This is a genomic window from Stenotrophomonas sp. SbOxS2, from assembly GCF_013416715.1.
Classification (GTDB): domain Bacteria; phylum Pseudomonadota; class Gammaproteobacteria; order Xanthomonadales; family Xanthomonadaceae; genus Stenotrophomonas; species Stenotrophomonas lactitubi.
In genome coordinates, this window is sequence record NZ_JAAVXD010000001.1 from 219,849 (window position 1) to 243,137 (window position 23,289).

The window sequence follows — 23,289 nt, forward strand, 5'->3', positions numbered from 1 at the left end:
GCAGCGGCAGGCAGGAGGTGGGTTCTGTGGAGCCGAGCCATGCTCGGCTGGCCGGAAACGCAATCAGGCGCGCGGCAACGGCCGCAGGGCGCCTCAGATGGCGCGCGGTGCCGGAGGTGCGTGGCCGGGATTCAGGCGCAGCGAGGGGTCGTGCAGCTGCCAGCGCAGGGCATCGGAGTGCCACAGCGGGATATGCGCCACCAGCGCGGCACGCGGCAGGGCAGTGCCGGCGCAGGGCGTGCCACCTTCACCATCCACCGGAGGTTCCGGGGCGGGGGCGGCGTGGTGTGGGCATTCGTCGCCGGAAGGCGCCGGCAGCGGAGCGGCCTGCTCGATATCCTGCAGATGCGCCTGCCAGCCGGCGTTGGCGGCGTGTCCTTCACCACGACCTTCGTGCAACGCCGACCAGCCCAGCAGCAGCGTCAGCAGCGCGGCCACGAGCAGCGGCCACCCCTGACGGGCGAGCTTGCACAGCGGGGCGGTGGGCGCGGACGAAGCCATGGCGCAGGCGGAGGCGTTACGAAGATGTTACGTAGGATAACATCAACGATAATGATTCGCATGTACGAGATGCGGCAGGGCGCCCGGGCGGCGCCGAAAGGCCCTGGCAGGCCCTTCAGGCTGTTCCTGTAGATCCACCCCATGGGTGGATGCCCCTGGCCTCAATCGCGGTCGTCGCGGGTCCACACCGCGTCGTGCTCGCGCTTCACCGGAAACTTCGGCACCGCGGTATAGGCCGGCGCACACAGGGCGCGGCCATCGCGCACGTCGAAGCGGGCGCCATGCAGCACGCATTCGACGCTGCCTTCGGTGGTGTTGAACTCACCCGAGGACAGTTCGAATTCCTCATGCGTGCACTGGTCTTCCAGCGCGTACAGCTCACCGTCGAGGTTGAACACTACGATCGGCGTACCGGTCACTTCGTCGAACACGCTCTTCATTTCGCCCGGCAGCAGTTCGGCGCCGGCGCAGACAAAGGTCCAGGCCTCGCTCACGCGGTGGCTCCGGCCAGTGGCTTTTCCAGGATCTCGAAGCGCAGGTCGTCGCGCTTGGGAATGCCGAAGCGTTCGTCGCCATACGGGAACGGCTTCTTGATGCCGGTGCGCTGGTAACCGCGGCGCTCATAGAAGGCGATCAGTTCATCGCGCACGTCGATCACCGTCATCTGCATCACCGGCACGTTCCATTCGCGTGCGGCATGGGCTTCGGCCGCGTCCATCAGTTGCTTGCCGACGCCGCCGCCCTGCTGGGCCGGGTCGACCGAGAACATGCCGAAGTAGCCCTTGCCGTCGACGTCGGCGACGTGGGCGCAGGCCACCAGCTGGCCGTCGCGTTCGGCCAGCAGGATGGTCGAGCGCGGGCGGTCCAGGTCACCCTGGATGCCTGTGGCGTCGATGCGGGCGCCGTCCAGCAGGTCGGCTTCGGTGGTCCAGCCGACGCGGCTGGCGTCGCCACGGTAGGCCGAGGTGACCAGGGTGATCAGGGCGGGGATGTCGGCCGGCGTGGCGGCGCGGAAGGTCAGGGTGCTCATGGGGGCATTTTAGGTGGCGTGGGGGCAAGCGGGGAGGTGGCTGATCTGGCTGGCTTTGCCAAGTGCGTCGGATACGCCTTGTTGACATCGCCTTCATTTTTCATTCATAAATGAAACAATGCCCGCCCACCGTGTTCAAGCGTGTGGTTGTCTGCCGGAGTGGGCAACGTCCGATCTGAGCATCGACAGTGGCGCGATGTGGGCGGGGCTCTCAAGGAAGGTCGATCCAGGGAGGATCTTCATGCAAGCACGGCTCATTGCTCATCCGCGCGCGGCAAACGCCATCAAAGGCCTGCTTCTGACAGCACTGGCCTTCTGCGTGATGGCGCCGGTAACCGCTTCCGCCCAGATCGTGCCGACTTGGCGTCAGGAATATGACAAGCGCTTGAAGTATGGCGATCTTGTCGAGCCGCTGAAGGGCGAGATCTTTGGTGAGCAGGTGAACCTGTATGACGGTTCGATCAGCTTCAAGGCCACGGATATTTCGATTCCGGGTAACGGCAGCTTGCCGATGGCGCTGAGCCGAACCTACAGCGCTGGTGACGGCAGCAGCGAGAGCCCGTTCTCCGATTGGGGCCTGGATATTCCATCGTTGTCAGGTGTCTACGGTGATCTGCCGGAAACTGCTGCCGCCGGCTATTGGACGCCGGCAGCGCGCTGTTCGACGGTGGGCGCACCGCCGGCGCTCGATGTCTGGAATCGACGGCACACGCAGATCGTCAACTTCAATACGCATACGTTCTGGGACGGCGTGCGCCTTTCCCTGCCGGGGGGCGGCGGAGAGCCGGTGCTCGGCGGCAACGGTGACCCGCGCCAGCCGCAGCCGCAGTTTGGCGAGCCTGCGCCTTGGAGCACGAAGGGAGGCTGGACGTTCAGCTGTTTGAGCGCATTGAAGAGTGGTCAGCCGGGGCAAGGATTCCTTGGTCATGCCCCTGATGGCACCAGGTATTACTTCGACTGGATGGTGGCCAGAGCGAACACCAGCGCGACGCTGCAACCCTACGGGCCGGAAAGCAACGCGCTTCTGAATCGCAAGCGTGTGTTCCTGTACCCATCGCAGATCGTGGATCGCTTCGGCAACTGGGTGCGCTTTGAATGGAGTGGTGACCGACTGCTGCGCATGGTAGCCAACGATGGTCGCGAGATCAGCCTGATCTACAACGCGAAGGGATTGATCGCTTCTGCCACGACAGCAGGGCGTACATGGATCTATGACTACACCGAGGCCGATATCCTGCGGACGGTGACGCTGCCGGACGGAACCCAGTGGGTCTACCACCTGCCGCCGCTTTCAGTCACACATAAGTATGCCGACTATATCGGGCAGAACATCTGGGAGTACATGGAGTATCCGGCAACCTGTTCTCGCATGAACAAGATCGTGCCGAGCGAGATATCCATGACCGTCCAGCATCCTTCGGGTGCTTTGGGAACCTTCCTGTTCCGGCCGTTCCGCCACGGGCGCAAGAACGTCTCTCTGGATTGCCAGACTTCCGGCGACAATCACCTGTTTGCTGATGGTTGGAACTACACGCCGATCTATCGTGACGCAATGTCGCTTGTGGCCAAGACCATCAGTGGTCCAGGTATGCCCACGGCGCAGTGGACCTATCAGTACACCAATCTCAATGGGGCCTACGCGAACGATCTGGGCGGTCCGGACATTCCTCCGGGCCAGGCCGAGCCGAAGATCACCACCGAGACGCTGCCTGACGGTGTCGTGCGTGTGTATGAGTTCGGCAAGGAGGTGGCGTACAACGACGGTCTTCTCCTGTCGACCACGACGCGTTCGGGCGGCTCCGTCGTGCGCGTTGATCGCAACAATTACTACCCGGATGCCCAACTGGACTCGGCGCCATTTCCCAAGGAAGCCGGCAAGGACTTCAAATACGGGGCGAGTGATCTCAAGGCGCACTACAACCGTCCTGTCCAGTCCACTGTCGTGGAACAGGATGGCGTGCAGTTCACCCGCACCGTGCAGGCATTCGACGCTTTTGCGCGCGAAGTGACTGTCGTCGAGGGCAACTCCGCCGGGCAGAGCCGCACCAGCGCAACCACCTACTATGACAACCTCGCACTATGGGTGAACGGTCAGTCAGCGCGTAGCGTAGTCAATGGTGTTGAGCAATCACGCACCGAGTTCGACACGACCAATGCGTTGCCGATACGGGCGTATGCCTTCGGGCGTCTGGCACAGCAGGTGACCTACGCAGCCGACGGTACGGTGGCGTCGGTCGCCGACGGCCGTGGCAACACCAGCCATCTTTCCGGTTGGAAACGCGGTGTGCCGCAGCAGTTGCGGATGCCAGCCACGGCTGAATCTCCCAATGGAGCGACGCGCAACGTTGTGGTGGACGACAACGGTTGGATCACCTCGTTGACCGATGAAATCGGTGCGACCACCAGTTTCAGCTACGACAGCATGGGGCGCCTGCGCAGCCAGCAGTTCCCTGGAGGCGACACCGTGAGTTGGAATGCGGTGACCATGGACCTGCAGCGGTTGGGCGGAGCGCAGTTCGGCGTGCCGGCTGGCGCATGGAAGCACTCCCGAACCCAAGGCGGTAGACGGACCGACACTTATCTGGACGCCATGTTCCGCCCGGTGCTGGTCACTGAAAATGCAGACAACGTTCTCGATAGCGCAGTCGTGACCCGCTACGACACCAGTGGCAAAACAGTGTTCGCGTCCTATCCTGTTCGCTCGCTTTCCGACATCAACACGTCGCTTGGTGGCACCAGCACGCGGTACGATGCGCTGGGTCGACCGGTCGTGGTCAGCCAGTCGTCCGAACTTGGCGCCTTGGTGACTCGTTCCGAGTTCGTGGGCAACCTGTCGGTGAAGGTGACCAATCCACGCGGCCAGTCGACCACAACACGGCACTTGGCCTATGACCAGCCCACCTATGAGATGCCGCTGACGCTGCAGCATCCAGAAGGGGTCGTGACCGAGATCCAGCGCGACGTTCTCGGCAAGCCGCTGGCGATCACCCGTCGCAGCGCCGACGGCAGCCAGGCGCTGACCCGCCGTTATGTCTATGACGGTTACCAGCAGCTGTGCAAGACCATCGAGCCGGAAACCGGGGCGACGGTGCAGGACTACGATGCTGCCGGCAATGTCCTGTGGTCGGCTGCCGGTACGGGTTTGACCAACGCCAGCGACTGCAATCGCGCCGAGGCGCTTGCCAGCGGGCGTGCGGTGCAGCGCAGCTATGACGCTGCCAATCGACTGCTGGCGTTGATCTTCCCCGATGGTCGCGGCAACCAGACCTGGTCATACACGCCGGACGGCCTGCCCGCAGAAATCAGTACGCAGAACGAGGCCGGCCGTCCGCTCGTCATCAATCGCTACCAGTACAACCATCGTCGTCTGCTCAGCAGCGAGACGCTGCAGTATCTGGATCTGGGAACGGTGAACTTCGCCTATGGTTACGATGGCAATGGCACGCTTGCGAGCAACACGTATCCGGGTGGGCGTATCGCCAGCTATGCCCCGGATGCACTCGGCCGCGCCACATCGGTGGCGGGCTATGCGAAGGAGGCCAGCTATTTTGCCAATGGTGCCTTGGCGCGCTTCGTCTATGGCAATGGCGTTGTCCATACGATGACCCAGAATGCACGTGGTCTTCCTGATCGAAGTCGCGATGCAACCGCTGCGGCCGCAGTGCTCGATGACAGCTACGACTACGATGCGGGTGGCAACGTGATGGCCATCTCTGATGGCTTGCCGGGTGCGCCAGGCAATCGTGACATGGCCTACGACGGGCTGGATCGACTGCGCTCGGTTACCGCACCTGGTTTTGGCAATGCGCTGTATGAGTACGACGCACTGGACAACCTGCGCCGGGCCAAGGTCGGCAGCCGGGATCGTACGCACTACTTCGATCCGACCAATCGTCTGGTCAACGTCGTCGATACCGGCAGCAGCGCGACCGTTGTCGGTCTCGGCTATGACGTGCAGGGCAATCTTTCGATCCGCAATGGCCAGGCGTTTGGTTTCGACTACGGCAACCGCCTGCGTACGGTGGGAACGACGGAGGCCTATCTGTACGACGCGCATGGACGCCGGGTGAAAGCCTGGAACAGCGAGTCGGGCGCCATCTACTCGTTCTATGACAATGGCGGCGTGCTGCGTTTCCAGCGCAATGAGCGCACGGGAAAGCAGACAGACTATCTGTACCTGTCCGGCAGTCTGGTGGCGCAGGTGCACGGCGAGGCCGCACCCAGCATTCCGGCGCTGAGCGCCCCAGGCTACATCACCCAAGGCAGCGTTAACTTGACATGGAGTCCGGCCGGTGGCGCCAACCGCTATGAGCTGCAGCGTGCCCAGGCGGGTACTTGGAGCACGATCTTCGACGGTGCGGTGCAGGCGTTCACCAGTACCAGTCTGGCTACCGGTACCTATCAGTTCCGTGTGCGTGGTTGTCGCGTGGTCTGTGGTGAGTGGAGCAACACCGCTTCGGTTGCCGTCGAACTGCCGCCGGCTACGGTGCCTGTGCTGACCGTACCGGCAACCGCCTTCAACGGCAGCTACAGCGTCAGTTGGTCGGCCTCTGCCGGTGCAGAGCGCTTTGAGCTCGACGAGAGTGCCAATGGTGGTGCCTGGACCCAGGTCCACAATGCGGTGGGCCAATCCAAGGGGTTCACCGGCAAACCGGGAGGCAGCTTCAACTACCGTGTCCGTGCGTGTAATCCGGTGGGGTGTACCAGCTACAGCGGTAGCGCTGCGGTGGCGGTGGTCTACCCGCCTGCCAGTGCTCCAGGAGTGTCAGCGCCGGCTCGTTCGGCACCCGGCAGTATTGGCATTGGCTGGAACGGGATTGGCGGTGCTGATCGATACACGCTGCAGGAAAGCGCCAATGGCGGCGGTTGGGTGACCCTGTTCGATGGCAATGCAGGTTCCTATGCCACGCCTGCACGTGGAGTGGGCAGCTATGCCTACCGCGTCACGGCCTGCAACGGCGCTGGATGCGGGCCGTGGTCGGGATCTGCAACAGTTGCCGTGATCGGGGCGCCGACGATCGAGCCGGTGATCAGCGCTCCGGGGTTGGTGAATGTGCCGCAATACAGCTTCAGCTGGTCTGTACCCGCCAATAGTGAGAGCTTCATCCTCGAGGAGAGCGCCAACGGCGGTGGATGGACCGTGGTGCATAACGGCGGTGCTAACAGCTTTGGCGCGGACCGCGGCAAGGGCAGCTATGCCTATCGCGTGCGTGCCTGCAACTTCGTGGGGTGCAGTCCTTACTCAGGCATCGTGACGGTAACAGTGGCACTTCCGCCAGGGACGCCCCATTTCTATCTGGCCGAATGGCTGACCACGCGCAAGGCGCCCTATCAGGTGCAGTGCTCGGTGGGGTGGAGCCAAATGGCCGACGCCACCGAGTACCAGCTTGAGAGTGGTGGCGGTGGCAAGCGTCTGTATACGGGGCCCAACGCCTATGTGAGTGCAAACGGCAATGCGTATTGTGCAGGCAACTATCGCGTGCGTGCCTGCAATGCAGGCGGTTGCTCGTCGTGGTCAGCCGACCATCCCGTCACCCGCGGTGTACTGAGCTGGGACTGAGCCATGAATGGAGTCACTTCTCTACTGATTCGCGCAGCGCTTCTTGTGGTGGCGACTATGGCCGGTGCTGCACCGGCTGCGGCCCAGGAAGTTGTGGAATACATCCACACCGATGCACTGGGTTCACCGGTGGCGATAACCGATGCCACCGGAAATGTAATCGAGCGGAGGGTGTATGAACCGTATGGGGCCGTGGTCAATCGGCCGTTGAAAGATGGTCCTGGGTACACCGGGCACGTGACGGATTCGGGCACAGGTCTGAGTTACATGCAGCAGCGGTACTATGATGGGGAGACTGGTGCATTTCTATCAGTCGATCCAATAGCCTCATCAGTGGCTGCTTTTGGACGCTACGCGTATGCGCTGGGGAACCCGTATCGGTTCCTTGATCCGGATGGAAGGCAGCCCAAGGAAGCTCGGCAGGCTATTACCGGGAGCAAAATAAAAAATAATGGTATCGCCGCTGGAGTAAGGGTGGCGGCAATCGGAGGGGCTCTCCCGTCTGGTTTCACCAAGGAGAATGCGCAGGCTCGGTATGATGCTATGAAGGGTGTTGTTGATGCTACGAAGGATAAGATGGAGTCAATTGCGAACGCAAATTCAGATGATGCTGCCAAGGTCTTCTCACAGGTTTATCAGAAATACTCTATTAGATTCGGATGGGAGGTGAGTGCGGAAATCGTGATGAAGAATAGCGGTGCTTTTCATCTTTCCGATATTGGGATATCCAGTCGGGTTCGGGATGGGGACTGGCTGGGTGCAACTGCCGGTAGGCCTCTCGTAGGGGGGATCAATATCCACACGCATCCAGCATTGGACGGATACAAACGTGCCTACTCGCCATTCTCCTATTGGGATGTTGAAACGTACAAGACGACAAATTCGATAAATTACGTTTCGGATCCGTCGGGTGTATATAGGCTGAATAAAGATGGTGAGTCGGAGGTTGTGAAATGAAACTAAATTATCAGCTTTGCGTGGCCTTCTTCTTGGTGTTTTCCGTGGTCGGTTGCGGTCTTCAAGACGGAGGGCAGGCACCGCCCGCAAAGGTCTGTGGGATTGGCCAGAATCCAGTTTGTCGAGTCAGCTTCCGGGCGCTGGCTGCGACCCCTCGGCTATTCGATGGGAAATCAATACGCATGGAGGGCTATCTCGGAGTTAGCCGGGGGCTCTTTGTATTGAGCTCCAGCAAGGAGCTGTTCGAGGCTGGAGTGACCGATGAGACCGAAGTTCGCATCAGGGGACCAATAGATCTCCAGCGTGGCGTGTTTGATCGGTATGCCTATTCGTGGGTATCAGTGACTGGGGTGTTCAGGCTTAGGAGGACGGACGGGTCGACGGATGATCTTCTTCTCGGTGAAATGCATGCCCCACTTGACGTTCAATCTTTGAGGGTCCCAGGTCCGATTCCAAAAGCGACTTTCGGAGACGTGTCCGTTGATCTCGAAGATCTGAAGTGAATTCCAGGTATCAATCGCCCTCCGATTAAGCAGTTTGTGATAACAGGAATGATTCTGCTGGTGTCCGAGGCGGGTGCCGATAGGTCGTTACATGTCTCTGCAGATGACGTTTACGGTCGTCGTGCAGTGGCGCAGCATGGGCAACCACGGAAAAAAAAACGCCACGGTCTCCCGTGGCGCTCGCAACTTTCCGGGTGTTATCGCGACCTCACCCCAGCAACTTCCGCACCTTCGCCAGCGCCGTCATGAACCGCTCGATCTCTTCATGCGTGTTGTAGAACGCCAGCGAGGCACGGCAGGTCGCCGCCACGCCGTAGTACTGCAGCAGCGGATGCGCGCAGTGCTGGCCCGAACGCACGGCTACACCTTCCAGATCCAGCAGGGTGGCCAGGTCGTGCGCGTGTGCGCCGTCGATCAGGAACGACACCACCGCGGCCTTTTCCGGTGCCTCGCCGATGATGCGCAGGCCATCGACCCGACGCAGCTCTTCGGTGAAGTGGGCCAGCAGCTCGGCTTCGCGCGCTTCCACGTGGTCCAGGCCGACGTTCTGCAGATAGTCGGCGGCCACGCCCAGGCCGATGAAGCCGGCGATGTTGGGGGTGCCGGCTTCGAACTTGTGCGGGGCATCGTTGAACACGGTGCCGTCGAAGCTGACTTCCTTGATCATCTCGCCGCCGCCCAGGAACGGCGGCATCGCATCCAGGTGCTCGCGGCGTGCCCACAGCGCGCCGGTACCGGTCGGGCCGCACATCTTGTGGCCGGTGATGGCGTAGAAGTCGCAGCCGATGGCGGTGACATCGACTTTGCGGTGGGGTGCGGCCTGCGAGCCGTCGACCACGGTGACGATGCCGCGTTTGCGGGCTTCGCGGCAGATCTCGCGCACCGGGTTGATGGTGCCGAGCACGTTGGAGACGTGGGCCACGGCCAGCAGCTTGACCTCGGGGGTCATCGCCGCGCGCAGCGCGTCCAGGTCCAGCGCGCCGTCGGGGGTGATCTCGGCTACGCGGATGGTCGCGCCGGTGCGCTGGGCCACCAGCTGCCACGGCACGATGTTGGCGTGGTGCTCCATGCGCGACACCAGGATCACGTCGCCGGCCTTCAGCCGCGGCAGGGCCCAGGAGTAGGCAACGAGATTGATCGCGAAGGTGGTGCCGCTGCACAGCACCAGGTCGTTGCTGCGCACGTTGAGGAAACGGGCCAGCTTGTTGCGTGCGCCTTCGTAGGCGTCGGTGGCCTCGGTGCCCAGCGCATGCACGGCACGGCTGACGTTGGCGTTGTAGCGGCGGTAGAACTCGTCCACCGCGCCGATCACCTGCACCGGCTTCTGGCCGGTGTTGGCGTTGTCGAAATAGACCAGCGGCTTGCCGTGCACTTCGCGCATCAGCAGCGGGAAGTCCAGGCGTACGCGCGCCCAGTCGGGGGCGTCGGCGGGTGCTTCGATCGGTCGCGGGGTGGACAGGTTCATGCCACGCCCGCCTCGGCCAGTGCCTTGTCCAGCCGGCGTGCCAGCTGTTCGCGCAGCGCTTCGGGCAGCACCTTCAGCGGTTCGTGGCAGAACGCGGCGCTCAGCAGCGCCTGCGCCTGGGCCTGCGGCAGGCCGCGCGAACGCAGGTAGAACAATGCGTTGGCGTCGAGCTGGCCGACGGTGGCGCCGTGTGCGGCCTTCACTTCGTCGGCGTCGATCACCAGCGTCGGCTGGGTATCGATCTCGGCGTCGGCAGACAGCAGCAGATTCTTGTTGGACAGGTTGGCGTCGGTGCCATCGGCGCCGGCACGGATCTGGATGCCGCCATGGAACACCACGCGGCTGCGGTTGGCGGCCACGCCACGCCACTGCAGCTCGGCGCTGGTGTCGCGGGCGATGTGGTCGATGCCCAGGCGGGTATCGACGTGTCGACGGCCGGTGCCGAGCAGCACGCCATTGGCGGTCAGCTGGGCGTTGTCGCCTTCCAGACGCACGTTCAGTTCATGGCGGCTGAGCGCGGCACCCAGCTCCAGGTCCACGCGGTGGTACTGCGCGTCCTTGGCCAGTACCGCGTCGGTGCGCAGGAAGCTGGTCTGGCGCGCGCTGCTCGCCTGCACCCGGGCGTGCTTGAGCACCGCATCGCGGGCGACGTGGGCGTGCAGCACGGTGTTGTCCAGGTGCGCCGAATCACCGACGCTGAAGCGATGCTCGACCACGCCCAGGCTGGCGCCGGCACGCAGTTCGATCAGGTGGCGATGGTGCCAGGCCAGATCGGTGTCGCCGGCGACGCTGGCGAACACCAGCTGCAGTGGTACCTCGACCTGCACTCCGTCGTCCACGCGCAGCACCACGCCTTCATCGGCGAGGGCAGCGTTGAGGCGGGCGAATACTTCGTCACTGCGCTCATAGCGGCGGCCGAGGAAGCGTACGGCATCCTCGCCAGCGGCCAGTGCGGAAGACAGCGTTTCCAGCTGCACGCCGGCCGGCAGGCCCTGCACGTCGCTCAGCGCGTCGTCGAGGCGGCCATTGACGAACACCAGGCGCGGCGCCGGGATGTCCTCCAGCGCGGCGGCATCCAGCAGCGCCGGGGCCAACGGTGCGGCCGCGAAGCTGCGGCGCTCCAGCTGGCGCAGCGAGGTGTACTTCCAGCTTTCGCTGCGTGCGCCGGGCAGGCCGTCGCGCAGCGCGCTGTCGAGCACTTCGCGGCGCGCATCGCTGCCGCAGAAGGCCTGGGCCATGGAGTCGAGCAGGGCGCTCATCAGACCGCCGCCTCGGGCACGACCCGGTCCTTCAGGAAGTCATAGCCGTGCGCTTCCAGTTCCAGCGCCAGTTCCGGGCCACCGCTCTTGACGATGCGGCCATCGGCCAGCACGTGCACCACATCCGGCTTGATGTAGTCCAGCAGGCGCTGGTAGTGGGTGATGACCAGGAACGAGCGGTCCGCGCTGCGCAGCGCGTTGACGCCGTCGGCCACGCTCTTCAGCGCATCGATGTCCAGGCCCGAATCGGTTTCGTCCAGGATCGCCAGCTTCGGCTCCAGCACGGCCAGCTGGAAGATCTCGTTGCGCTTCTTCTCGCCACCGGAGAAGCCTTCGTTGACGCCACGGTGCAGCAGTTCGTCCTTCAGGTGCAGCACGGCCAGCTTCTGCCGAACCAGCTTGAGGAACTGCATGGAATCCAGTTCTTCCTCGCCGCGTGCCTTGCGCTGGGCGTTGAGCGCGGCGCGCAGGAAGTAGGTGTTGTTCACGCCGGGGATTTCCACCGGGTACTGGAACGCCAGGAACAGGCCGGCAGCGGCGCGCGCTTCCGGGTCCTGGTCGAGCAGGTCGACGCCTTCGAACTGCACGCTGCCTTCGGTGACCTCATAGCCGTCACGGCCGGCCAGGACATTGCCCAGGGTGGACTTGCCGGCGCCGTTGGGGCCCATGATGGCGTGCACCTGGCCGGGCTTCACGTCCAGGGACAGGCCCTTGAGGATTTCCTTGTCGCCGATGCGGGCGTGGAGGTTTTCGATCTTCAGCATGGTGGGGGTTTCCGTGGTGCGGGCCGGGGCCCGCCGGTAAAAAGAATGCGTTGTGCGAGGGCAGGGCGGGCGATCAGCCCACCGAACCTTCCAGCGAGACTTCCAGCAGCTTCTTGGCTTCCACTGCAAATTCCATCGGCAGTTCGCGGAACACCTGCTTGCAGAAGCCGTCGACGATCATCGACACCGCGTCTTCCTGGCTGATGCCACGGGCGCGGCAGTAGAACAGCTGGTCGTCGGAGATCTTCGAGGTGGTGGCCTCGTGCTCGACGGTGGCGCCCGGGTTCTTCACCTCGATGTAGGGGAAGGTGTGGGCGCCGCACTGCTTGCCGATCAGCAGCGAATCGCACTGGGTGTAGTTGCGCGCGCCGTCGGCATTGCGGTCGACCTTCACCAGGCCGCGGTAGGTGTTCTGGCCGCGGCCGGCGCTGATGCCCTTGCTGATGATCTTGCTCTTGGTGCGCTTGCCGACGTGGATCATCTTGGTGCCGGTGTCGGCCTGCTGGCGATGATGGGTCAGCGCCACCGAGTGGAACTCACCCACCGAGTCGTCGCCCAGCAGCACGCAGGACGGGTACTTCCAGGTGATCGCCGAGCCGGTCTCGACCTGGGTCCAGGTGACCTTGCTGCGCGCGCCACGGCATTCGGCACGCTTGGTGACGAAGTTATAGATGCCGCCGACGCCGTTCTCGTCGCCCGGGTACCAGTTCTGCACGGTGGAGTACTTGATCTCGGCATCGTCCAGCGTCACCAGTTCGACCACCGCCGCATGCAGCTGGTTCTCATCGCGCATCGGCGCGGTGCAGCCTTCCAGGTAGGACACGTACGCCTTCTCTTCGCAGATGATCAGCGTGCGCTCGAACTGGCCGGTGTGGCCGGCGTTGATGCGGAAGTAGGTGCTCAGTTCCATCGGGCAGCGCACGCCCTTGGGAATGAACACGAAGCTGCCATCGGAGAACACCGCCGAATTGAGCGCGGCGAAGTAGTTGTCGCCCACCGGCACCACGGTGCCGAGGTACTGGCGCACCAGTTCCGGGTGTTCCTTGATGGCTTCGGACATCGAGCAGAAGATCACGCCCTTCTCGGCCAGTTCCTTGCGGAAGGTAGTGCCCACCGAGACCGAGTCGAACACCGCGTCCACCGCTACGCCGGCCAGCTTGGCGCGCTCGTGCAGCGGCACGCCCAGCTTGTCGTAGGTGTCCAGCAGTTCCTTCGGCACGTCATCCAGCGAGGCGTACTTCGGGCCCTTCGGCGCGGAGTAGTAGCTCAGCGCCTGCAGGTCGATCGGGGCGATCTGCAGCTTGGCCCAGTTCGGCATCGGCATGGTCAGGAAGTGGCGGTAGGCGTCCAGGCGCCACTGCGTCATCCATTCCGGCTCTTCCTTCTTGGCCGACAGGGCGCGGATGGTGTCCTCGTCCAGGCCGGCGGGAAGGGAGTCCGACTCGATGTCCGTGATGAAGCCGGCCGAATACTTGCGGCCGAGCTGCTCATGGATCTCGCGGTTGGGGGTGTCGTCGCTGGCGACGGTTTCGATGGTTTCGGTGGCCATGGGGGGGCTGCCTACGGATCAGGAGACGACGTCGACAGCGATGGTGCGGCGCTGTTCTTCGTCGACAAGGGGAAGAGGGGGCAGGATCTGCGCCAGGCTGACATCGCGCAGGGCCTCGGAGACCACGTCGTTGATCAGCCGCCAGCTGCTGCGTGCGCCGCACTTGGGCGCCATGCCGCACTGGTGGTGGTCGTGGCTGCACTCGGTCAGGGCCAACGGCCCTTCCATGGCTTCGACCACTTCAAACAGCGAGATCTCGATCGATGGGCGGGTCAGCCGGTAGCCGCCGCGGACGCCGCGCAGGCCTTCGACCAGGCCAGCCTGGGCCAGTGGCTTGAGCACCTTGCTGACGGTGGGCGGCTCCAGACCGGTGAATTCGGCCAGCTCGGTGGCACTGAGCACCTCGCCCGGACGGGCGGCGAGCACGGTCAGTACGACGGTGGCGTAATCGGTGAGCTTGGTGACGCGCAACATGGGATGCGAGTGGTTCTTAAAGCGGACTGAAATTGTACGCTTTTATTCGCCGGCATCCAACCCGGCCATTCAGCGGGCGCTTGGGGCCGGCTGCAGGTCGGCGGCCGAGGGCGGCCGACGGGGCGACATGCTGGGGCATGGGGGTGATTTTCGCAATCACCCGGAATGGGCGAGAATCAACGTTCCTTTCGCTGCAAACGTCTCTTGCCGATGCCCAAGAAGATCCAAGCCCGCAAGTCCGCCATCCACGGCAACGGTGTGTTTTCCGTGGCCCCGATCAAGCAGGGCGAGCGCGTGATCCAGTACAAGGGCCTGCTGCGCAGCCACGGCGATGTCGATGCCGATGACAGTGGCGACGTGGAAAGCGGCCATACCTTCCTGTTCACCCTCAACGACGACTGGGTGATCGATGCCAACTACAAGGGCAACGACGCGCGCTGGATCAACCACAGCTGCGACCCGAACTGCGAGGCGGTGATCGAGGAAGACGGAGACGGTGACAGCCGCGGCGACAAGGTGTTCATCGAGGCGCTGCGCGACATCAAGGCCGGCGAAGAGCTGACCTACAACTACGGCATCACCCTGGCCGAGCGGCATACGGCCAAGCTGAAGAAGATCTGGGAGTGCCGCTGCGGTTCGCCCAAGTGCACCGGCACGATGCTGCAGCCCAAGCGTTGATCCGCTAGCGCCGGGCCATGCCCGGCGAGCGCGAAGCGCGGGCGGAATCAGAAGCCGCCGGGCATGGCCCGGCGCTACCCGGGCGTTTCTGCACCTGCCGTGCACGACCAGGTCACCGTCGTTCAATGCGCCTTCGCCCACCCTGTCCGCTCCCCCTCATCTGGAGCACGACATGACTCAGCGCCTACGCGGCAAGCAGATCGCCATCCTCGCCACGCACGGTTTCGAGCAGTCCGAACTGATCGAACCCAAGCACCTGCTGGAAGCGGAGGGCGCGCGCGTGAGCGTGGTCTCGCCGGCCAAGGAGGCGAGCATCAAGGGCTGGAAGGACAAGGACTGGGGCGATTCGGTCGCTGTGGATCAACCGCTGGAGGGCGCCGACGCCGGCCTTTTCGATGCGCTGGTGCTGCCCGGTGGCGTGATCAATCCGGACACCCTGCGCACCAACGAAGCAGTGCTGGATTTCATCCGCAGCATGGCCGAGGCCGGCAAGCCGGTGGCGGCGATCTGCCACGGCCCTTGGCTGCTGATCAACAGCGGGCTGGCGAAGGGACACGAGGTAACGTCGTGGCCGTCGCTGCAGCAGGATCTGGCCAATGCCGGCGCGCGCTGGCGCGACGCGGAAGTGGTGGTGGACGGCAACCTGATCACCAGCCGCAAGCCGGATGACATTCCCGCTTTCAGCGAGGCGGTGGTGAAAGCGCTGGCGGCGTGATGTTGTGCTGGTAGTGCCGGCCGCTGGCCGGCACGTGCGTGAAAGGATTGCCGGCCAGCGGCCGGCACTACCTTATTTGCCGAGCACGCCGGCCGGCACCAGGTTGCCCAGATTCTGGTTGAAGGTCACCACCAGCTTGCCGTTCTTCACCTGCGCTGACTGCACCTGCAGGGCACCGAGCAGGCCGGCCACGGCCGGGTCCAGCTTGTAGATCGGTTCGCGCTGGGCGTAGTCGCTCAGCCATGCGTTCAGCAGGCCGCGGGTACGCGAGTCAAGGCGGCCGCCCTGGCTGGCCGGGGTGAAGTCGTCCACGCTCGGCTGCTGCAGGTGGAAGCCCTGGGTCTGCGCGTCATAGCGCAGGCCGCTGCTGAGCTTCACCGTACCCAGCTTGGCCGGGTTGCCGCCCGCAGTGGCCAGCGCCACGTCCATGCCCAGGTTCAACCGCTCGCCGGCCGGAAGGCTCAGCTGCGGGTGGCTCATGGTCAGTGCGATCAGGCCGCCCAGTGCGTCCTGGGTGCGCGGGAAGCTGCCGTCCAGGTACTGCTGCACGTCGCTGGCGCCGACCGCCAGTTCACGACCGGAGATCGAAGGGGCGGCCTGCGCACCGATCGCGGCAGCAATCAGCACGGTCGAGGCGGCAAGGCGGGTCATCAGGGAACGCAGGCGCATGGTGGTGACCGGAAGAAGGATCGAAGAGGCCTACAGAGTAGCTTTGCCCGCTGAATCGCGGGTACACACCGCTGCAACGGTTCAGTCCAGCGTTGGCTGCAGGCTGGCCGACTGGATCTGCCAGGCGCGGCCGTCGGCACTGGGCTGTACGCGGTACCAGCCGTGGTAGCGGAAGGTGCCCTCGGCGGTCACCGCGCGGATCTTCACCGGCACCTGCAGCAGGCGCGGCGGCTGGCCATCGTCGCGCGGCACCGCCACATCACTGTCCAGGCGCAGGTTGCGTACGTCGGGCAGCAGGCGCAGCACGGCGTCGTCAGCGTGACGCGGGTCGGCCGGGGCATAGGTCCAGGCCGCGTCGCTGCGTGCCTTGTTCTGGTTGAGCAGGTCGAGCATGTAGCGGTTGAGCATCGCTGCGGGCGATTCGCTGCCGATGGCAACGGCGCCATACAGCGGGTCGATGGTGATGGCGTCGACGGAAGCTGCCTCCGATGCCGCTTCCGTCATTGGTGCGGAAGCGGTGGTTGCGGCGGGGGCTGAGTCTGGTGTCGTGGAATCCGCCTGAGGCGGCGGGTTGGAACACCCCACCGCAAGCAACGGGATCAACAAGCAAAGAAAACCGCGCATGTCTGCCTCCTCCCCGAGGCGACCTGGAAGGCGGCAGTGTAGCGGCCGGGGCCGCCTCAGCGCGAAGAGGGAAGCTGCTCCAGCGCATCCAGCGCCGGCAGCACCTGGACGGCGATAGCGGCCAGTGCATGGCCGTCGGTGTCCGCATGGCGCTGCACGATGTCACGCAGCAGCTGGGTCGCCACCACCAGGGTGGCACGTTCGTCGCCGCTCAGCCCGGCCGTGCGCGGGGCTGATTCCAGCAGGCGCATCAGGTCGCGGCTGGCGCGGTGTTCCAGTTCGATGGTGCAGCGCCCGGTGCACTGGTGCCCGTCCTTTTCGATCGGGGTCACCGAGATCCGGTAGCGGGTGGAGGGGCTGGCCATGAGGGGTGCTCGCGCTGGTGGGGAGGAATGGCTCCACCATAGGCAAGGCATCGGTCGGCGGCGATGGCCGGGGCTGCACGCAGTGTTCCACCCGGTTCGTTCCTGCACTGGAAAAACAGCGGCGCGGCCATGGGCGGCGGGCCTGTGCGGGCGATTGCGTGGGCGCGGGAAACGCTGTGTTGCGGGGTCGCAGGGGGCGGCATCCACGCGTGGCGTGGATCTACTGGAGAGCAGAGCAAAAAAAACGGGACGGCCAAGGCCGTCCCGTCAGGTATCCGCTGCAGGGCGCGCGCTTAGAGCGCAGCGTCCTTGAGCTTCTTCAGCGGGCGAACCTTGAGCTTGGTGGTGGCCGGCTTGGCGGCGAACCACTGCTCTTCCTTGGTGAACGGGTTGATGCCCTTGCGCTTCGGCTTGGCTGCCACATTGACGGTGCTGATCTTCAGCAGGCCCGGCAGGGTGAACGAGCCGGCGCCCTTCTTGTGCACCGAAGCGGCGACAGCGCCTTCCAGCGAGGCCAGCACAGCGCGGACGTCCTTGGCGACAACGCCGGAGACTTCAGCGATGTGTGCAACCAGGCCCGACTTGGTCAGCACTTCCTTGATCGGCTTCGGAGCGGCCGGCTTGGCGGCGGCAGCCTTCGTCGCGACTTTCTTCACTGCCTTCTTCGGGGCAGCCTTCTTAGCGGTCTTTGCCATGGTTTCCTGTTCCGTGAACGGTTGGTTGTTTGGTCGGCGCCGAACCCCGTCGGCAAGCGCAATGTAGGGCAACTCTTGGGCGCCGCCAATAGCCTGGAGCGCTGAAAGTGCATGTTTTTTCATATCCAGGCCGATTCAGTACATGGCTGGCAGTGGGGGAAGCGGGGGCCGTGGTGCACTGCATTGCGCTGTTGTTGTTTTCGGTCGGGTTGGCGAAATGACTGAAAACAAGGGGAAAATCGCCGGGGTGATGGCGAAGAAGTGTCCACTCGCTGGCTCGGGACAGGCGCGGCGCATGCGGCGGAGCGACGCAGGGCTAACGCGGCGCGTGCCAAGGTATTGGTTCATCACAGCCACAACGGAGCAGGACATGGGAATCTCGCGACACGCTAACGCGCATTGGGAAGGCGACCTGAAGTCGGGCAAGGGCCAGTTGAGCACGCCACAGAGCGGCCTGCTGGACAAAACCCGCTACGGTTTCAACAGCCGTTTCGGTGATGAAAAGGGCACCAACCCCGAGGAACTGATCGCCGCCGCGCACGCTGGTTGTTTCACCATGGCGCTGTCGGCCAAGCTCGGCGAAGCCGGGTTCACCCCGACCTCGCTGGATACCGAAGCCAAGGTCGATCTGTCGATGGAAGGCGGCCCGCAGCTGTCGCAGATCCGGCTGAAAGTGAAGGCGGTGGTGCCGGGAATCGATGCGACCCAGTTCCGCGCGATCGCCGATGACGCCAAGCAGAACTGCCCGGTTTCCAAGGCGCTGAGCGCAGTGCCGATCAGTCTGGAAGCCGAGCTGGGCTGAGAAGGTGGTAGCGCCGGGCCATGCCCGGCGAGCGCAGCGGAAAGACGCCGGGCATGGCCCGGCGCTACCCCGCGTGCGGGCAATCACCAGTCGATGGTGCCGGTGATCACCGTCTGCACCTGGCCACCGGACCAGACCTCGCCGTCTTCGTCGACCAGCAGGGTCAGGCGCGCATCGTGGCCGACTTCGCGACCTTGGCTGACTTCGAAGGGCTGGCGGCCGCGCGGCAGGGCATCGCGCAGGTCCAGCCAGGCCGCCAGTACGGCGTTGGCCGCGCCTGAAGCAGCATCCTCGAAGCGGCGTCCATTGCCGACGAAGGCGCGCACGGCCAGGTCGTAACCGTCGCTGCCATCGGCAAAGGCATAGGCGAACACACCCATGCTGTCGGTCGATTCAGCCAGCGTGGCGATCGCGTCCCAATCGGGGCGCAGGGCGCGCAACGCGGCTTCGTCCGCAACCTGCACGACCCACCAGCTGCGACCGCCCTGCATGCGCGCAGGTGGCAGCGCACCCAGCGGCCAGCCCTGCAGGGCGGGCTGCAGGCGCGGATCGTCGGCTGCCGCGGTCTCGGCCAGCTGTGCACGCGGCGTACGGATCGCGATGCGCTGCTGCGCGCCTTCACCGGTCACGCGCAGTGGCAGCGCCCCGGCGATGCCGTCCTGCACCAGTACTCCGTCAACCGGCACGGCGATGCCTGCCTGCAGCACCGCATGGGCAGTGCCGACGCTGGGATGGCCCGCGAACGGCACTTCCTTCTGTGGGCTGAACATGCGCAGTCGATAGCTGGCGCCGGCCGTCTGTGCCGGGAACACGAAAGTAGTTTCGGGCAGGCGGGTCCAGCGGGCGATGGCCTGCATCGCTGCATCGTCCAGGCCTTCGGCATCGAGCACGACAGCCAGCGGATTGCCAGCGCCCGGGCGCGGGGAAAACACATCCAGCTGCAGGAAACGGCGTGCGGACATCAGGCGGGAACTCCAGGAAACAGGCCGCATAGGGTAGCGCGGGGCCATGCCCCGCGAGCGCGCAGCGCGGCAGGCCGGCGGGCGTGGCCCGGCGCTACCAGCGGATGTGGCCGTCGATCACCGGCTGCACCTGGCCACCGATCCATACCGTGCCCTGCGCGTCGACGGTGACCTGGACGCGGCCGTCGCGACCGACCTCGCGGCCCTGGCTGGCCACATAGCTCCCGTTCTTGCCGGGCAGGGCATTGCGCTGCCGCAGCCAGGCGCCGATCAGCGCGTTGACGCTGCCGGTCACCGGATCCTCGGGTACGTTGGGCGCATCGGCAGGACAGAACGCACGCACCACCAGATCATGGTCGGCACCGGGTTCGAGCGCGAACACCGCTACGCCGAGCGCATCGGTGGCCATGCTCCAGTCGCGCAGGGCCGCCATGTCCGGTACCAGCGTGCGTACGGCGTCGGCATCGTGCAACGGCAGCAGCCACCAGCGCGGGCCGTTTTCCCAGAGTTCGGCGCCCTGGCCCTCGGCGATGACGGCGCGCAGCGCTTCCGGGACGGCGCCCGGTGCTGTCGGCAGCAGGCGCGCCGCTGGGCTGGCCAGGCGGATGGTGGGCGTGTTGGCCGGGCCGGTGACCTGCACCGGCAGCAGGCCGGCCGCGCACTGCTGTACCAGGGCCCCGTCGCGTGGCTGCACCAGACCGCAGGTGACCGCCGCCCAGGCGGCACCCACGCTGGGATGGCCGGCGAAGGGCAGCTCGCTGGCAGGGGTGAAGATGCGGATGTGGTAGTCGGCGCCGGCATCGGTGGGGCGCAGGAAGAACACGGTCTCGGACAGGTTCAGCCAGGCGGCCAGGGCCTGCATGTGGTCGGTGGACAGCCCATCCGCGTCGAACACGACACCGAGCGGGTTGCCGGTACCGGGGTGATGGGCGAAGACATCGAGCTGCAGGTAGCGGTAGGCGGTCATTGACGGGTGTATTGGGCTTAGAATCGAAGGTTCCGCCCCCAAGGGCGGCTTCCCCACATTACACATAGCCTATCCATGTCAGCTTCCCCCCTTGTCGATCGTTGGATCGTACTGAAGTTCGGCGGCACCTCGGTGTCGCGTCGCCACCGCTGGGACACGATCGGGAAGCTGGCGAAAAAACGGGCGGAAGAGACCGGATCGCGCGTGCTGGTGGTGGTTTCGGCGTTGTCCGGGGTCACCAACGAACTGACTGCGATTGCCGATGGCGCGCCGGACAGCCGCGATCGCGTGGCGGCGCTGGTCGAGCGCCACCAGGGCTTCCTGCAAGAGCTGGGCCTGGGCGCCGAAGTGCTGGCCGAGCGCCTGGCCGCACTGCAGGGCCTGCTGGACGACCCGCGTGCGCCCAACCGTCCGCTGGACTGGCAGGCCGAAGTGCTGGGCCAGGGTGAACTGCTGTCTTCCAGCCTGGGCGCGGCCTACCTGCGCGCCAGCGGCCTGGATTTCGGCTGGATGGATGCGCGCCAGTGGCTGGACGCGCTGCCGCCGCAGCCGAACCAGAGCGACTGGTCGCAGCGCCTGTCGGTGAACTGCCAGTGGCGTGCCGATGCAGAATGGGCGCAGCGCTTCCGCGCGCAGCCCACGCGCCTGCTGATCACCCAGGGTTTCATCTCGCGTCATGCCGACGGTGGCACGGCCATTCTCGGCCGCGGCGGTTCGGATACGTCGGCGGCGTACTTCGGTGCGCTGCTCGGCGCCAGCCGCGTGGAGATCTGGACCGATGTACCGGGCATGTTCAGCGCCAATCCCAAGGACGTGCCGGACGCGCGCCTGCTGACCCGCCTGGACTATTACGAAGCGCAGGAAATCGCCACCACCGGTGCCAAGGTGCTGCACCCGCGCTCGATCAAGCCGTGCCGCGATGCCGGCGTGCCGATGGCGATCCTCGATACCGAGCGCCCGGAACTGCCGGGTACCAGCATCGACGGCAACGCCGCGCCGGTGCCGGGGGTGAAGGCGATCAGCCGCCGCAACGGCATCGTGCTGGTGTCGATGGAAGGCATCGGCATGTGGCAGCAGGTCGGCTTCCTCGCCGATGTGTTCGGCCTGTTCAAGAAGCACGGCCTGTCGGTGGACCTGATCGGTTCGGCCGAGACCAACGTCACCGTGTCGCTGGACCCGTCCGAGAACCTGGTCAACACCGATGTGCTGGCCGCGCTGTCGGCCGACCTGTCGCAGATCTGCAAGGTCAAGGTGATCGTGCCGTGCGCGGCGATCACCCTGGTCGGCCTGGGCATGCGCTCGCTGCTGCACAAGCTGTCGGACGTGTGGGCGACCTTCGGTCGTGAGCGCGTGCACATGATTTCGCAGTCGTCCAACGACCTGAACCTGACCTTCGTCATCGACGAGGCCGATGCTGACGGCCTGCTGCCGATCCTGCACGCCGAACTGATCGACAGCGGCGCGATGCCGGTGGAAGAGACCGAAGTGTTCGGCCCGCGCTGGCGCGAAATCGCCGGCACCGTGCGCCCGCGTGGTACGCCGTGGTGGCGCGGCCAGCGTGCGCACCTGCTGCAGCTGGCCGACGCCGGCACCCCGCGCTACGTCTATCACCTGCCGACGGTACGGGCGCGTGCCCGTGCGCTGGCGGCGATCAAGCCGATCGACCAGCGCTACTACGCGATCAAGGCCAACAGCCATCCGGCCATCCTGCAGCTGCTGGAAGCCGAAGGTTTCGGCCTGGAATGCGTGTCGCACGGCGAGCTGAAGCATGTGTTCCAGGCCATTCCGGAACTGTCGCCCAAGCGCGTGCTGTTCACCCCCAGCTTCTGCCCGCGCAGCGAGTACGAAGCGGCGTTCGCGCTGGGCGTGACCGTCACTGTCGACAACGTCGAAGCCCTGCAGCGCTGGCCGGACCTGTTCCGCAACCGCGAGCTGTGGCTGCGCGTGGACCTGGGCCGTGGCGAAGGCCATCACGCCAAGGTCCGCACCGGTGGCAAGGAATCCAAGTTCGGCCTGCCGATCGCGCGCGTGGACGAGTTCGTGCGCGCGGCCACCGAGCTGGGCACCCGCGTGGTCGGCCTGCATGCGCACCTGGGCAGCGGCGTGGAAACCGCCCAGCACTGGCGCCTGATGTGCGATGAGCTGGCGGGCTTTGCGCGTCGTATCGGCAGCGTGCACACCATCGACATCGGTGGTGGCCTGCCGATTCCGTACAGCGACGAAGACGAGCCGTTCGACCTGGAGGCCTGGGCCGAGGGCCTGGCCGAGGTCAAGGCGCTGCACCCGGCATTCCGCCTGGCAATCGAGCCGGGCCGCTTCCTGGTGGCCGAATCGGGCGTACTGCTGACCCACGCCACCCAGGTGGTGGAAAAGGACGGCGTGCGCCGTGTCGGCCTGGATGCCGGCATGAACACGCTGATGCGCCCGGCCCTGTACGACGCCTGGCACGACATCGAGAACCTCAGCCGCCAGGGCGGTTACGCCGAAGCGGCGTTCGATGTGGTCGGTCCCATCTGCGAATCCAGCGATGTGTTCGGCAAGCGCCGCAAGCTGCCGGTGTCGACCGCGCCGGATGATGTGATGCTGATCGCCGACGCCGGTGCCTACGGCTATGTGATGTCCAACACCTACAACCAACGGGCGATGCCGCGCGAGGACGTGATCGAATGATCGCCGCCTTGCGCGCCCTGCACCCGCCCACCGACACGTCCCGCGCCTGCGCGCGGGCACGTGCCTGACCGTGCTTGAAC

20 protein-coding genes are annotated in these 23,289 nt (G+C 65.1%); 6 read left to right on the top strand and 14 right to left on the bottom strand.

What is annotated here, in order from left to right; genetic code table 11:
- Positions 1 to 93 precede the first annotated feature (93 nt).
- The 3 genes from HFK18_RS01140 to HFK18_RS01150 all read right to left on the bottom strand — a co-directional run bounded on the left by HFK18_RS01140 (position 94) and on the right by HFK18_RS01150 (position 1,531).
- Complete coding sequence (locus HFK18_RS01140; RefSeq protein ID WP_180163804.1) at positions 94 to 501, bottom strand: hypothetical protein; 408 nt, start codon at positions 499 to 501, stop codon at positions 94 to 96.
- A gap of 161 nt (positions 502 to 662) precedes the next feature.
- Positions 663 to 995 carry a non-heme iron oxygenase ferredoxin subunit gene (locus tag HFK18_RS01145; protein WP_088101588.1) on the bottom strand — a complete coding sequence of 111 codons (333 nt, stop codon included), beginning with the start codon at positions 993 to 995 and terminating at the stop codon, positions 663 to 665.
- On the bottom strand, positions 992 to 1,531 hold the full coding sequence (locus tag HFK18_RS01150) for a GNAT family N-acetyltransferase (protein ID WP_180163805.1): 540 nt from the start codon (positions 1,529 to 1,531) through the stop codon (positions 992 to 994). The genes HFK18_RS01145 and HFK18_RS01150 overlap by 4 nt, the downstream gene beginning before the upstream one ends.
- A gap of 241 nt (positions 1,532 to 1,772) precedes the next feature.
- On the opposite strand from HFK18_RS01150, the gene HFK18_RS01155 reads away from it, so the two are divergent.
- On the top strand, positions 1,773 to 7,091 hold the full coding sequence (locus HFK18_RS01155) for an RHS repeat domain-containing protein (protein ID WP_180163806.1): 5,319 nt from the start codon (positions 1,773 to 1,775) through the stop codon (positions 7,089 to 7,091).
- Positions 7,092 to 7,094: 3 nt separating this feature from the next.
- Positions 7,095 to 8,048 (top strand): RHS repeat-associated core domain-containing protein, encoded by a 954-nt coding sequence (locus HFK18_RS01160; protein ID WP_180163807.1) that lies wholly within the window; start codon positions 7,095 to 7,097, stop codon positions 8,046 to 8,048.
- A 711-nt stretch (positions 8,049 to 8,759) separates the two neighbouring features.
- Here HFK18_RS01160 and HFK18_RS01165 read toward each other — a convergent pair.
- From HFK18_RS01165 to HFK18_RS01185, 5 genes are all read right to left on the bottom strand, one after another.
- Positions 8,760 to 10,016 (bottom strand): cysteine desulfurase, encoded by a 1,257-nt coding sequence (locus HFK18_RS01165; RefSeq protein ID WP_180163808.1) that lies wholly within the window; start codon positions 10,014 to 10,016, stop codon positions 8,760 to 8,762.
- Complete coding sequence (sufD, locus tag HFK18_RS01170; RefSeq protein ID WP_180163809.1) at positions 10,013 to 11,275, bottom strand: Fe-S cluster assembly protein SufD; 1,263 nt, start codon at positions 11,273 to 11,275, stop codon at positions 10,013 to 10,015. The genes HFK18_RS01165 and sufD overlap by 4 nt, the downstream gene beginning before the upstream one ends.
- Complete coding sequence (gene sufC / locus HFK18_RS01175; protein WP_100551762.1) at positions 11,275 to 12,039, bottom strand: Fe-S cluster assembly ATPase SufC; 765 nt, start codon at positions 12,037 to 12,039, stop codon at positions 11,275 to 11,277. The genes sufD and sufC overlap by 1 nt, the downstream gene beginning before the upstream one ends.
- A gap of 73 nt (positions 12,040 to 12,112) precedes the next feature.
- Positions 12,113 to 13,588 (bottom strand): Fe-S cluster assembly protein SufB, encoded by a 1,476-nt coding sequence (sufB, locus tag HFK18_RS01180; RefSeq protein ID WP_180163810.1) that lies wholly within the window; start codon positions 13,586 to 13,588, stop codon positions 12,113 to 12,115.
- An 18-nt stretch (positions 13,589 to 13,606) separates the two neighbouring features.
- Positions 13,607 to 14,062 (bottom strand): SUF system Fe-S cluster assembly regulator, encoded by a 456-nt coding sequence (locus HFK18_RS01185; protein ID WP_025873978.1) that lies wholly within the window; start codon positions 14,060 to 14,062, stop codon positions 13,607 to 13,609.
- A gap of 210 nt (positions 14,063 to 14,272) precedes the next feature.
- On the opposite strand from HFK18_RS01185, the gene HFK18_RS01190 reads away from it, so the two are divergent.
- Both HFK18_RS01190 and HFK18_RS01195 read left to right on the top strand, forming a co-directional pair.
- Positions 14,273 to 14,740: an SET domain-containing protein-lysine N-methyltransferase gene (locus HFK18_RS01190; protein WP_180163811.1), complete on the top strand. Its 468-nt coding sequence runs from the start codon at positions 14,273 to 14,275 to the stop codon at positions 14,738 to 14,740.
- A gap of 172 nt (positions 14,741 to 14,912) precedes the next feature.
- Complete coding sequence (locus HFK18_RS01195) at positions 14,913 to 15,455, top strand: type 1 glutamine amidotransferase domain-containing protein (protein WP_180163812.1); 543 nt, start codon at positions 14,913 to 14,915, stop codon at positions 15,453 to 15,455.
- 72 nt (positions 15,456 to 15,527) lie between these two features.
- Here the strand turns inward: HFK18_RS01195 and HFK18_RS01200 are convergent, their stop codons facing one another.
- From HFK18_RS01200 to HFK18_RS01215, 4 genes are all read right to left on the bottom strand, one after another.
- Positions 15,528 to 16,124 (bottom strand): DUF1439 domain-containing protein, encoded by a 597-nt coding sequence (locus HFK18_RS01200; RefSeq protein ID WP_180163813.1) that lies wholly within the window; start codon positions 16,122 to 16,124, stop codon positions 15,528 to 15,530.
- An 81-nt stretch (positions 16,125 to 16,205) separates the two neighbouring features.
- Positions 16,206 to 16,628, bottom strand: coding sequence for a hypothetical protein (locus HFK18_RS01205; RefSeq protein WP_306669818.1), 423 nt, complete (start codon positions 16,626 to 16,628; stop codon positions 16,206 to 16,208).
- A 176-nt stretch (positions 16,629 to 16,804) separates the two neighbouring features.
- A complete protein-coding gene (locus HFK18_RS01210) occupies positions 16,805 to 17,113 on the bottom strand; it encodes a DUF3861 family protein (RefSeq protein ID WP_180163815.1) in 309 nt (102 codons plus the stop codon).
- Between the two features lie 293 nt (positions 17,114 to 17,406).
- Positions 17,407 to 17,808 carry an HU family DNA-binding protein gene (locus HFK18_RS01215; protein ID WP_089239384.1) on the bottom strand — a complete coding sequence of 134 codons (402 nt, stop codon included), beginning with the start codon at positions 17,806 to 17,808 and terminating at the stop codon, positions 17,407 to 17,409.
- A gap of 370 nt (positions 17,809 to 18,178) precedes the next feature.
- On the opposite strand from HFK18_RS01215, the gene HFK18_RS01220 reads away from it, so the two are divergent.
- Positions 18,179 to 18,610, top strand: a complete 432-nt coding sequence (locus HFK18_RS01220; RefSeq protein ID WP_180163816.1) for an OsmC family protein — start codon at positions 18,179 to 18,181, stop codon at positions 18,608 to 18,610.
- Between the two features lie 83 nt (positions 18,611 to 18,693).
- Here the strand turns inward: HFK18_RS01220 and HFK18_RS01225 are convergent, their stop codons facing one another.
- The gene (locus tag HFK18_RS01225; RefSeq protein WP_180163817.1) at positions 18,694 to 19,572 is read right to left on the bottom strand and encodes a PhzF family phenazine biosynthesis protein; all 879 of its coding nucleotides are present in this window, start codon (positions 19,570 to 19,572) and stop codon (positions 18,694 to 18,696) included.
- A 94-nt stretch (positions 19,573 to 19,666) separates the two neighbouring features.
- Complete coding sequence (locus tag HFK18_RS01230; RefSeq protein ID WP_180163818.1) at positions 19,667 to 20,539, bottom strand: PhzF family phenazine biosynthesis protein; 873 nt, start codon at positions 20,537 to 20,539, stop codon at positions 19,667 to 19,669.
- Between the two features lie 75 nt (positions 20,540 to 20,614).
- Here HFK18_RS01230 and HFK18_RS01235 point away from each other — a divergent pair, with 75 nt between their 5' ends.
- Complete coding sequence (locus HFK18_RS01235) at positions 20,615 to 23,209, top strand: bifunctional aspartate kinase/diaminopimelate decarboxylase (RefSeq protein ID WP_180163819.1); 2,595 nt, start codon at positions 20,615 to 20,617, stop codon at positions 23,207 to 23,209.
- The last annotated feature ends 80 nt before the right edge of the window (positions 23,210 to 23,289 follow it).